This is a genomic window from Massilimicrobiota sp. mt181 (assembly GCF_055420065.1).
Window position 1 is genome coordinate 33,587 of the sequence record NZ_JBVAYN010000020.1, and the last position, 11,658, is coordinate 45,244.

The window sequence follows — 11,658 nt, forward strand, 5'->3', positions numbered from 1 at the left end:
AAGAATTGATTCGAGTGGTTTAAAGGAGATAAGCAAATGTATCATATACTTAATTGGAATACAGGATTAACGGAAGATGATCAATTTTTAGAAGAAATCTTACAATATATTAAAGGTTTTCTAGATCAGAACAATTCAATTGCTGTATTACAACAAATACCATATAAAGATTATGAAAATAAATGGAATTTACATGCAATATATATGAGAATTTTAGAAGCTTTTCCAGAGACTGAATATTCCATAATAAAGAATGACAATTTTAATAATGGATATATTATCATGATGACTGTTATTATCACAAAATTAAAGACATGGGACTATTGTGATGATGTGGTTTATCCTCATGCTATAGCATCAAATAGAGAAGTTGCTATTAAACTTCATGACAAATACAGTTTATTAGGTTTGCATGCAAAAAATGGACAGGAAAATCTTTCCTATATAAAAAGTATTAGTAATCATGCAGATATTATTGTAGGAGACTTTAATGCGGGTGATTATGATCAATATCCATATTGGAAAATTTTTAGGAATATATTAGAAAGTCATGTATGTATCTGCAATATGCCAACAAAAGTTATCCTTTCTTCAACAGGTGAACTTTTAAGAAAAAGTTGTATTGATCATGTTTTTGTTAGAAGAGAACTTGTATCAAAGTGTTCTTGTATGAAGGTGCATGAAGATATTACATTTTCTGATCATTATCCAATAACTTTCGGTATAGGACTATAAAATAATCTATTTGATAGCAGAAGTGTGAAAATAAATCACAGAATATATTTTAAGATAAGTAAAGATTGATGATTTACTTTATTCTTATTTAGAAGTATAAACTTGATATTACCAGAACTGACAATCTTGTCTAATTGAAAGAAAATGACTTTTTCTCGCTTTGTGTCGTGTTCAAAAAATGATGTTAATGGTATTTTGTTAATGAGGGAGGTAACTCATATGGATCAAGTGAAAATCGGAGCTTTTCTTAAAAAACTTCGAAAAGAAAAAAATTTAACGCAAGAACAGCTTGCAGAACAACTCAATGTTTCTGGAAGAACAGTATCACGATGGGAAACTGGTATAAATATGCCGGACATAAGCATTTTGGTTAATCTGGCTGAGTTCTATAATGTGAGTATCCCTGAAATTATTGATGGAGAAGGGAAGAGCGAGAAAATGAATGAAGAAGTCAAAGAAACAGTATTAAAGTTATCGGATTATGCGGAAACAATAAATCAAAAAATAAAAATAAAATTATTTTGGTTAACGATTGCTGCTTTGTTAGGAATGATAGCGTTTTTAGTAATTGAAACATTAGGTTTGAATACACCAGACAGTTTATACGAATATATAGCAAGTGCAGGGCTGGGTTTGGACTTTGGTATGTTAATTGTGATTGCAATGTACTTGTCGGGTGTTCTTGGAAAGATAAAAGCAAGACGAATGAAGCTTAAGAATATTCACTAGATATAAAAGTTTGATAATTAAGATGCGGATTCATTTTTTTATCTTGAATATAAATGTTTATTTGTATATTTTTTAGCTCATTTATGATGAAATTATTGGTAATCATATGTTTATGATTAAAAAAAGAACAAGAAATGAATTGTCATAAAGCAATGATTTCGTGTTCTAGTATTGTTATGAGAAAATTATTTTATTTTCAAATTATTTATAAAAATTGGGACTGTAAGCTTGCTAAAATACCTTCTGTGATAGTAATAGTGATGATTTGTAATATTTCTTCTTTTGATGTTTGTGGGCTTTCTAAATGCCACCATTTTATAGCAACTAAGATATTTGAAGCAATAATTTTTGAAAAATAATTAGCAATTTTGATTTGAGAATCACTAATGTGATAATGATAAATAAGTTCGTTTAATAAATAATGACTATAGATTGTCAGCATTTCATCAAAAATATTTATGGGTAAATCATTATTGTATAACACTATAAAAATATCTTTATGTTTATTAAAATAATCTAATAATGAACTAAAATATGGTTTAAAATCATTCTCTTTTTTTAAATGAAGAGTAATAAATTGGCAATGAATATTTTTTTTAAATTGCTTGATGAGTTCTTCAACTATTTTATAAATTAAATCGTATTTGTCTTCATAATTTCTATAAAAAGTAGAACGATTGATTTGACATTCATTAATTAATAGTTTAATGGTAATGTCTTGGAATTTATAGCGTTCTAATAAATTGATAAAATGTGATTCAATATTTTCTTTTGTTTTGATGTTTCTTAAATCTTTACTCATTTTTTCCTCTCTAATGCAACATTCATTGTGAAAAAGTTGCATATGCAACTTTTTTAAGTGATTTATCGCTTGTTAATTATTTATCATAATTATATCATTATTTATAGAAATAATAAAGATATAAGGAGATAAAGTATGAAAAACAAATATTACCCTCATCTATTTGAAAAAGGAAAAATTGGAAACGTTGTTATCAAAAATAGAATTGTACGTAATTCTATGGGAACGTACTTAGGTAATCCAGATGGTACAGTCACTGATAGACAAATTAAAGCTTATGCACAAGCTGCTGATGGTGGTGCTGGACTTATTTTTATGGATAATGCTGTACCTGTTCCTATGACATCTTGTGGTTTAAGAGCGGACAAAGATGAATTTATTGCTGGATTAACTTTGTTGGCAGAAACAGTCAAAGAACATGGAGCAATTCCTGGTCTACAATTGGCACATCCTGGTAGAGATGCAGCATTTGTAGGAAGTGCTGATGTTATTGGAGCATCACCAATTACTTTTGAACCATGGTATGAAATGGGATTTAAAATGCCTAGAGCTTTAACTATTGAAGAAATTCATGATTTAGTAGAGAAATTTGGAGATGCTGCTTTAAGAGCAAAAAAAGCTGGGTTTGAAGTCCTTGAAATTCATGGGGCTGCTGGATGTATTCCTACAAATTTCTTATCACCTCATGATAACAAACGTACTGATATGTATGGTGGTTCACTGCATAATCGTATGAGATTATTGATAGAGATTGTCAGAAATATGAAACAGAAATGTGGAGCTGATTTTCCTATTGGTGTTAAATTAAGTACTGAAGATTGGGAACCAGAAGGAATTCGTATAGAGGAAACAATTGAAGTTGCGAAAGCATTAGAAAAAGAAGGTGTATCTCATTTAAATATGATGGGTGGGACACATGCAACTGCATCTCGACAATTCTTATTGCCAAATGCTTTTAATGCTGAACATACAAGAATGATTAAAGAGGCTGTTCATATTCCTGTATTTATTGGACACAATATTTTCTCTCCTGAAGAGGCAGAAAAAATGCTGGCTGAAGGAAATGGTGATTTTGTGGCTTTAGGACGTTCTCAATTGGCTGACCCAGCATGGGCTAAAAAAGCGAAAGAAGGGAAAGCAAGAGATATTAAACCATGTATCAATTGTATGATCGGTTGTATTGATAAAGGAATGTTAGGTCATACACCAATCCATTGTACAGTGAATCCAACTTTATACAGATTTGAATGCAAACCTATTGTTGAAGCTGAAGTTAAGAAAAATGTAGCAATTGTAGGTGCTGGTCCAGCAGGATGTGAGGCAGCGTTGACGGCATCTTTACGAGGACATAAAGTCACTATTTTTGAAAAGAGAAGTTTTGGTGGCGCTATGATAGAAGCAAGTAAACCAGACAATAAGGCAAATATCAAACGTTTGATTAATTATTATGAAGACCATATTACTCATGATTCTAATATTACTTTAGTTAAAAAAGAAGCAAATTATGATATGCTTGTTCAAGGTGGCTATGATGCTGTTATTATTGCCATAGGAGGTAAAACAAGAATTTTAGATGTTCCAGGTAGTGATAAGTCATCAGTTGTTTATGCAAATGACTATTTAAATGGTTCTCGAGTTGTTGATGGAAAAAATGTCGTTATTATTGGTGGAGGTATTACAGGAGCTGAAACAGCACTAGAATTAGATAATGATGGAAAAAATGTAACCATTGTAGAAATGGCAGATACTTTCTTAGCTAATTCTGGTTCATCTTGTCAAGCTTATAATATTGCCATTGCTCAATCAAATATAAAAATTATGACTGGTAAACGTTTGGTTGCTGTAGAAGATAATGGGGTAGTTTTAATTGACAGATGGGGTAACGAAAATACTGTTGATGCTGATAATGTTGTTATTGCAGCAGGATTTACTCCTCAGTATGATCTTGCAAATCAATTAGAAGAAAATACAGAAATGGAAGTTTATAATATAGGGGATAGCAAGAAAGTTCGTCAAATTTACGATGCTATTCATGAAGGATTTATAGCAGCTAGACAAATCTAATATTTGCTCTGTTATATTATCATATTTTGTTGAATCTATTCTTTTTATCCTTCCCAAAATGAATAGATGATAAAAATGAATGTCATAAAAATGATGTTCATTTTTTATATTACAGATGATTATGTTGGTGATCAGAAAGAGTAATCTGTATTACGAGTAACAAAAATATTTGTATATTGATTATGGAATTGGAGTATATATTTCATAAATGATTTGTCAAAATTTGAGTTAGTTATAAATTGTGCATTCAATACAAGTGCATAACTACGAAATTACAGTTATCATAATCTGTTATTGTAAAAGATGATAAATCTATTTGGCATGTGTCATGATAATGATGTAAACGTCTTAAAAACATGATAGTTAGCTAAGATGCGAAGATTGTAAAATAAAATTTCTATCTATTGTAGTTAGAAACATTTTTTATGGTTGTTAATGATCTCGTAATAAAGCAAGAATAATTTATAGATCTCTTTGATTGAGACAGTTTGCGTATTTTCTGAATCAGTTTATAAATCTATTTAGGTTCTAATAAATCTTAGAGGATTTTTATAAAAAATAATTTTTAAGATTTGTATACAATATGTAAGCAACTCACGAAATCTATTAGCGTTTTAGGTAGTCTCTTTAAATATATTATTTTGTGAGAATAATTGAGATGAGATACAAAAATAAGAATCAATTATCGAGAAATCATCATAAATCAATAGATCACTTATTAATGATTATTATTGAAATTGATATTTGTCGAAAATGACGAATGAATTTTTATATATGATAAGAATATATTAAATAATTTATTTCTCTTTATTGATTTCAAAATATATGTGAAAGATAAATTATGGTCAAAACAAATGAAATTATTGAAGCACAAGGCGTAATAAGTGTTTACATATGAATTTATAAGTTTAAGAGATACTGCTAAATATAAAAATGATGAACTAAATGAAGTTATTAGAAATGGGATAAACAGTAGATATACAATGAAATTTTTAGATTTATGGGAAACTCTTAATAATTCTGATTTGAAAACCAGAAAGATATGGAAGAAGTGGTATGGCTTTTGAGTTTGCATCGAGGATTTCTGCAGAATTTAAGATGATTATTATTTCAGATTAACTGAAAATTTTAAGTTCTCGTTCTCTTGGAATGTGCATAGAGAAATATCTAAAATCAATTATAGAATTCATACAGATGCAATCAAGATATTTTTGTGAAAAGATTTAAAAAATGAACAATTGAATTGTAAGTATGTAAAATAGTAAAACAATGGAGAATTGAAAATCTCAAATTAACAGGGTAATATTTGATATTTTGTTTCTATTGATGAGTTATTAGCTTTAGCAAAGATGGAAAGTTATCGTGCTATTTGAATAGAAAAAGGAATTTCTCAAAAAGAAAGAATTAAGAAAACTTGCTAGAAAATAGATAATATCTCTAGAACAAATGAATGATTCTTAATTATTGCAGGATAAAGTATCTAAATACTTTAAAAATGAAAAAAGGCTGATTAAGGGAATTGAAAATCTCTTTTTTAATCTATATTTTTGTTTTTTAATATTAAATCTTTTATTATTTTATTTATTTTATAGACAGTTTTATCGTCATGCTTTGTGCAATTTATGCCATTTAGGGTACCAAGAGCAAATCCTTCTACGAAATCATAGTATCGGTATAGATTGGAAAGTTCCATATGTGCATTGAATAGGTTCTGTACTAATAAATCCATATTTGAATCTTTTGAATTACATTTTAAACTTTTTATTATTTTTTTCTGCAGGTTATGTATTTCTTCGAGTAAAGCTATGTACTGCTTATCGTGTGTAATTTGATTTGAATATATTTCATCGTTTAGATACAGATCAAAAATTTGTTTTAAATATTCATCCATTTGTCAATCACCTCAGTAACATCATAAACATAATGCCTTTTTCATACAAATGTACGAATGTTGAATTTCATATCATTGAGAGGGAGTGTTAGAAATGATACAATTAAACATTAACTTAAAGGAAGCTAAAAATGAAAAACATAAAGACAAAAGAAAAGAATCATACCATTAAAACGAATAAGAAGAATGACAATCTTAAGCATTTCATCAAGAAAAATTGTATTGAATTTAAAAGGCATAAAAAAGAAGAAAATAATGCTGAAGTGCAGGATAATAATTATGCAGTCAATAAGGTAGTGGATAGAGAAAAGAAAACAGCATATCAGAGCTTTCGTTATAATAAGAAGTTATTCATGAAGAGAAAGAATAGAAAACAGAATGAAGAACAAAACAATGAATTCAAAAAAGCAAAGACAAATAATAATTCTAAAGATTTATTTGTGAATAAAAAAATGGAAAAATCAACAGATCAAAAAGTTATAAAAATAAAGAATGACAATACTATGATTTCAAATGAGAATGTATTAAATCATTATAATCAACAAATGAAATCTTTTTTTATAGCCAAACAAAAAAATAAGATAAAAATGAGTAAAGATTCTTTTTCTACGATAGAGAAGTCATCTCATCACTCAATTAAATTTTTTAAAGGTACAGTTGGTGCAATCAAGAAAACTGTGACAGGAGTCAGTAACATCATATCTTTAGGTACGGGATTGATATTGTTGATAGTCATAGTTCTTTTTATTGGTGTCTTTTCAGCATTATCAGATGATTCGAGTGTAGAAAATGGAACAATGTATGTTTCGGCTGAAGTTCTTGGATATACAGAAATCATAGAAAGGTATGCAGAAAAATATGAAGTTTCTGAATATGTTCCCCTTATTCAAGCAATAATGATGCAGGAAAGTGGTGGCAAGGGATTAGACCCGATGCAATCTTCAGAGTGCCCATATAATGAAAAATATTCTAAACAACCAGATGGAATTCAAGATGTTGAATATTCGATTGACTGTGGTATTCTTTATTTATCAGATTGCTTAAAAGCAGCAAATGTAAAAAGTATATCAGATATGAAAAATATATCGTTAGCTTTACAAGGATATAACTATGGAAATGGTTATATTGATTAGGCTTTAGAACATTTTGAAGGTTATACCAGAGCTAATGCAAAACTGTTTTCAGATGAAATGAAAGCAAAGCTGAAGGTAGATGTCTATGGTGATCCTGACTATGTAGAACACGTTTTGAGATATTATCACATAGCAAATGGGGATATTGTTGCAGTAGCAAAATCACAGATAGGCAATGTTGGTGGAAAAAAATACTGGGAATGGTATGGCTTTGATTCCCATGTAGAATGGTGTGCTATTTTTGTAAGTTGGTGTGCAAACGAAAGTGGTGATTTGAATATTAGTATACCGAAATTTTCTAGAGTTGAAGATGGAATACAATGGTTTAAGGATAACAAAAAATGGGCTGATAAGAATTATAAGCCCACGAGTGGAGACTTGATATTTTTCGACTGGAATAATAACAATGATCCTGATCATGTAGGTATTGTAGAATCAGTAGATAGTCAATTTATTTATACAATAGAAGGTAACAGTAACGATGAATGTAGAGAAAAGAAGTACAGGATAAATAATAAAATTATAATTGGATATGGTATTATCTTATTATAATTACTTTTTATGATATAAAACTTTTATTGATTAATTTTTTATCACAAAGATTATGAAACAAATGTATACTTTAAAAAAATAACGAAATCCGTTTTTTTGTTATCAAATAATTTATTAATTGATTATCTATAATTATTATTATAAATGGTAAACTTTTATTTATGGTTTCATAATTTCAATAATGCTCATTATTAACAGTTTGTTTTTTGAATAAATTAATTAAAAAAGCCAGAGAAAATGACTAGTCATTATTTTTGTGCATAGGATAAAAAAAGATTCTATCTTGAATCTTTATTATCTATTAAAAATTTTGTTCAATTTTTATAGTATTTTATGATACCAATTATTTCATTGATAAAAATATTACTATGTATTGCAAAAAAGTATTACTTATCAAATTTTTCGTGAAAAAGCACAAAATATTCTCAATAAGCATACTCCTTTAATGATTTTAAAATATATTTAAGAAGAATTATATAATATGAACATTAACAATTAAGAGTTAATGTTTTATTATGCATATAATGAATATTGTCAATATAGAGTCCAAAATGGTTCATTATATCGGTTTAAATTAGATTTAGTTACAAATAACAAATAGTGATTTTTTTGTAGAGCTTTTGTTTGTTGAATATTGTGATGTAATATTTATCGTGTATAATGGAACTATTAACTTCGGTTAGGATAGTTATATGAATTAATAGTGACATTCAGAATTGTTATGTAGTTAAACAGAATATACAAAAATAATACCACTTATACAATAAATCTATTAATTATTTTATATGTATGATACATTTTAAATAGTTAAAAGTTATATTTTTGAAAATAAAAAATGTATTATAGATTATCTGAGCCATTTGATAAAATATTTTTGCATTTAAATAAAGATTTGACTAAAATAACTAGGTTATTTTAATACAAATCAAATGTGAATTCTCATTAATATATGTCAAGTGCACCAAGTGGTCTACAAAAAAATATATTTAGCAATTTAACATGATTTAATATACTATGTTAATAAAATAATTCAAAATAATGTTTAATAGTTTAAGTGTTCTTTAAGGGAAAAAGAATAGGATTTGTCAAAAATAGCTCAATTTATCAATGTTCAAAATTAAATTTTATATCTTAAACTTATTAATCATGAACATATTAATTATTTTTCAAAAAGTTAGAAAACATAGAAGAAGGTGATTCCAATGCATAAGTGTATAGTTATAAAAGTAAATGAGTAAAATATATAACATAGCGTAAATACTAATATTATACTTATTGTTTTGTGTTTTATCAATAACCATAAAATTTAGAGTGTATTTAAAAGGAGGTATGATATATGTTATCAAGTATAATAAAATATAGTAAAATATTTATATTTACATTTATAATTACATTTTTAACTTTAATTTCATCAAATCATATCGTTAATGCCTTAACGCCTAGAATATCAGAAGATCAAATACATGCAACACATTACGTAATAAGTTCTTCTGTAAAATATGGAAAGAAAAGTTTTAAGCTTCAATATACAAAAAAAGGAAGTACAAATTGGACTACTTCAATTAAAAATGGTATGAAACAATGGAACGCTGAAGGGACAAGCATTAGTTTAGGGGATTCCACTTATAAGATAGAGAGTAAAGCTTATGGTACTGCCTCATGGGCTGGAGATACTACAAAATATACAATATTTTTAAATGATTCTGCAGTTAAAAATGATACACAGAGGTCAGAAGTAGTTGCACATGAATTAGGGCATACTTTAGGATTGGGACATGTAAGTTGTCAAAGTGAGTTGATGCGTTCAACAGGATTAAAAGGTTCAGCCAGTTTATATGCTGGGGATATTGCTGGTTATCATAAAATATGGTAGGAGGGATTTGTATGAAACTAGTACTCAAAAAATGGAAAATTTTAATTGTTTGTTTTGTGGCTATTGTGTTTGCCTTTATGACATTTATATTTTATTCTTATAACAATCAAGTCACTATTGTTAAGCATATCCCAGATAACTCTACTGCAAAAATAGTAGGAGATTATTTAGATGAAGACGATCTTATTAAAGCACCTTATATCCTTGAAGGGACAGTGACTAATATAAGCCCTTCTTTTGAATATGGAGGCATACCATTTGTTAAAATAACATTTCATATCACTGATATATTGCACTCTCAATCTGAATTAAAAGACAATATAACCATTTTAAGAGAGCAAGAAATGTTTACACCTCTTGAAAAAAATCATCAATATATACTCTATCTCTATGATTATGAAGGACCTATTGCTTCTCAGGTAAAAATGGTTTGTGGTGGAAATTTAGGAGCATATGAGATTGTTAAGGAAGAAATGTCTGATACTCATCAAACCATAGAAGAATATAAACAAGAGGTGAGAAATACTTTAAAATAGCAATTTCTTCTGTAAAAGAATTTTATTTTTGAATTACTAAAATATAAATTTATAGATTAAAATCATCTATTCTTTTCCTGTTGAAAAGATATGAGAATATTTTGAGGGAGGAGTTAAAAGTGTGAAAACAAAGAAAATGATACTAGCTATATTGATAGGATTTATTGTAGTCATTATATTTGTTGGTCTTATGAGAAAAAATGATAGAAGTAATAATAATCCTCTTTCGATTGGAACAGAGTATGGAGTTCAAGTGAATGATAAAAATCTTTATACTTTTACTATCAATAATATATCAAAAGTACAGAATTACTCTAATCAAGAAATTGTTATCATAGATTTTACTTATAAAAACAATAATATTGAGGATAATTTCATAATTGATCAAAATAATTTTGAGGTAATTGATGATTTAAATCAACAACTTGAGTATATTGATTGTTTATTAATTCATAACAAACCTAAACTCATAAAGAAAAATCAAATATATTCAGCTCAAATAGCGTATTCTATTCATGAAAATACAAAGGAAATTTTTTTGAGTTTCCATACAAAATATACAAATGATACAGTTGTATTTCAACTTCCAGTATATAGATAATAAGAGGCAATATTATAATTAGATTAAGAAATATAGTATGAGGAGGATATTTATGAAAATCAAGAATGTAATTTTAACATTTATTTTAACAATTTCTTTTATTTGTTCGAGTTGGATTAATGTGTCTGCTGCAAACGAGATTCGAGTATCTGAATTGTTTAAAGATTATTTTACTGAAGTTTTTTTGAATCCTGATAAAGTAACGGTTTTAAATAAAAATAAAGAGGATATTACTCAAGATTTCTTCGAAGCAAATAATCAATATTTTGAAAATAACAATTTTGTAAAAATTAAGGAATATTATAATAATTATATTGATGAAATTTATGTAGAAGAAATTAAACAAAACTCTTTATCAAGATCTCCATTTGTTACTAATTCAGTTTCAAAACATGTTTATAAAGAACTTCATAAGAATCAAGCTAATGGTGAAATATCATGGTATTTAAAAGGAACATATGTTTGGGACAGAGCTACTGGTAGAATAACAAGCATAACTGATGGTGCTATTCTCATTGAAAGAATTAATTTTGGACAAGCATGGTCTGGTACTACAAATAGTATGAGCACAAAAAGTTGGTTGACTGATGATGATACAGTGGCTCACTTTAAAGGTTCGTTTAATTTAAAGGTATCATTAACACATGAATATGTAACTGTATTAACTGTTGATTTTGGAACTCAATCTGCTGAAGTGTCTGGTCAACCCCATGAATAAATATTATTAAAAAGAAAACTCTAA

The 11,658-nt window shown here is 27.5% G+C and carries 11 protein-coding genes; 9 read left to right on the forward strand and 2 right to left on the reverse strand.

Translation table 11 applies throughout. From position 1 onward, the window contains the following. Nucleotides 1-36 precede the first annotated feature (36 nt). On the forward strand, nucleotides 37-735 hold the full coding sequence (locus tag ACZYT4_RS10860) for an exonuclease/endonuclease/phosphatase family protein (protein WP_463785599.1): 699 nt from the start codon (nucleotides 37-39) through the stop codon (nucleotides 733-735). Between the two features lie 219 nt (nucleotides 736-954). After that, nucleotides 955-1,464, forward strand: coding sequence for a helix-turn-helix domain-containing protein (locus ACZYT4_RS10865; protein WP_463785602.1), 510 nt, complete (start codon nucleotides 955-957; stop codon nucleotides 1,462-1,464). A gap of 205 nt (nucleotides 1,465-1,669) precedes the next feature. On the opposite strand, the gene ACZYT4_RS10870 is transcribed toward ACZYT4_RS10865, so the two are convergent. Beyond that, nucleotides 1,670-2,266 (reverse strand): TetR/AcrR family transcriptional regulator, encoded by a 597-nt coding sequence (locus ACZYT4_RS10870; protein ID WP_205090246.1) that lies wholly within the window; start codon nucleotides 2,264-2,266, stop codon nucleotides 1,670-1,672. A 135-nt stretch (nucleotides 2,267-2,401) separates the two neighbouring features. Between ACZYT4_RS10870 and ACZYT4_RS10875 the strand changes: the two genes are divergently transcribed. Further along, entirely contained in the window at nucleotides 2,402-4,330 is a 1,929-nt protein-coding gene (locus ACZYT4_RS10875) for an FAD-dependent oxidoreductase (RefSeq protein WP_463785607.1), read from the forward strand. Between the two features lie 1,534 nt (nucleotides 4,331-5,864). On the opposite strand, the gene ACZYT4_RS10880 is transcribed toward ACZYT4_RS10875, so the two are convergent. Beyond that, nucleotides 5,865-6,221: a DUF6809 family protein gene (locus ACZYT4_RS10880; protein WP_463785609.1), complete on the reverse strand. Its 357-nt coding sequence runs from the start codon at nucleotides 6,219-6,221 to the stop codon at nucleotides 5,865-5,867. 131 nt (nucleotides 6,222-6,352) lie between these two features. On the opposite strand from ACZYT4_RS10880, the gene ACZYT4_RS10885 reads away from it, so the two are divergent. From ACZYT4_RS10885 to ACZYT4_RS10910, 6 genes are all read left to right on the forward strand, one after another. Continuing rightward, nucleotides 6,353-7,354, forward strand: coding sequence for a lysozyme family protein (locus tag ACZYT4_RS10885; RefSeq protein ID WP_463785611.1), 1,002 nt, complete (start codon nucleotides 6,353-6,355; stop codon nucleotides 7,352-7,354). Between the two features lie 114 nt (nucleotides 7,355-7,468). Continuing rightward, entirely contained in the window at nucleotides 7,469-7,906 is a 438-nt protein-coding gene (locus tag ACZYT4_RS10890) for a CHAP domain-containing protein (protein ID WP_463785613.1), read from the forward strand. Nucleotides 7,907-9,242: 1,336 nt separating this feature from the next. Next, the gene (locus ACZYT4_RS10895; RefSeq protein WP_463785615.1) at nucleotides 9,243-9,779 is read left to right on the forward strand and encodes a matrixin family metalloprotease; all 537 of its coding nucleotides are present in this window, start codon (nucleotides 9,243-9,245) and stop codon (nucleotides 9,777-9,779) included. 11 nt (nucleotides 9,780-9,790) lie between these two features. Then, nucleotides 9,791-10,315: a hypothetical protein gene (locus tag ACZYT4_RS10900; protein ID WP_463785618.1), complete on the forward strand. Its 525-nt coding sequence runs from the start codon at nucleotides 9,791-9,793 to the stop codon at nucleotides 10,313-10,315. Between the two features lie 121 nt (nucleotides 10,316-10,436). Further along, entirely contained in the window at nucleotides 10,437-10,916 is a 480-nt protein-coding gene (locus ACZYT4_RS10905) for a DUF4352 domain-containing protein (protein WP_463785621.1), read from the forward strand. A gap of 52 nt (nucleotides 10,917-10,968) precedes the next feature. Then, entirely contained in the window at nucleotides 10,969-11,634 is a 666-nt protein-coding gene (locus ACZYT4_RS10910) for a hypothetical protein (RefSeq protein ID WP_463785623.1), read from the forward strand. Nucleotides 11,635-11,658 lie beyond the last annotated feature (24 nt).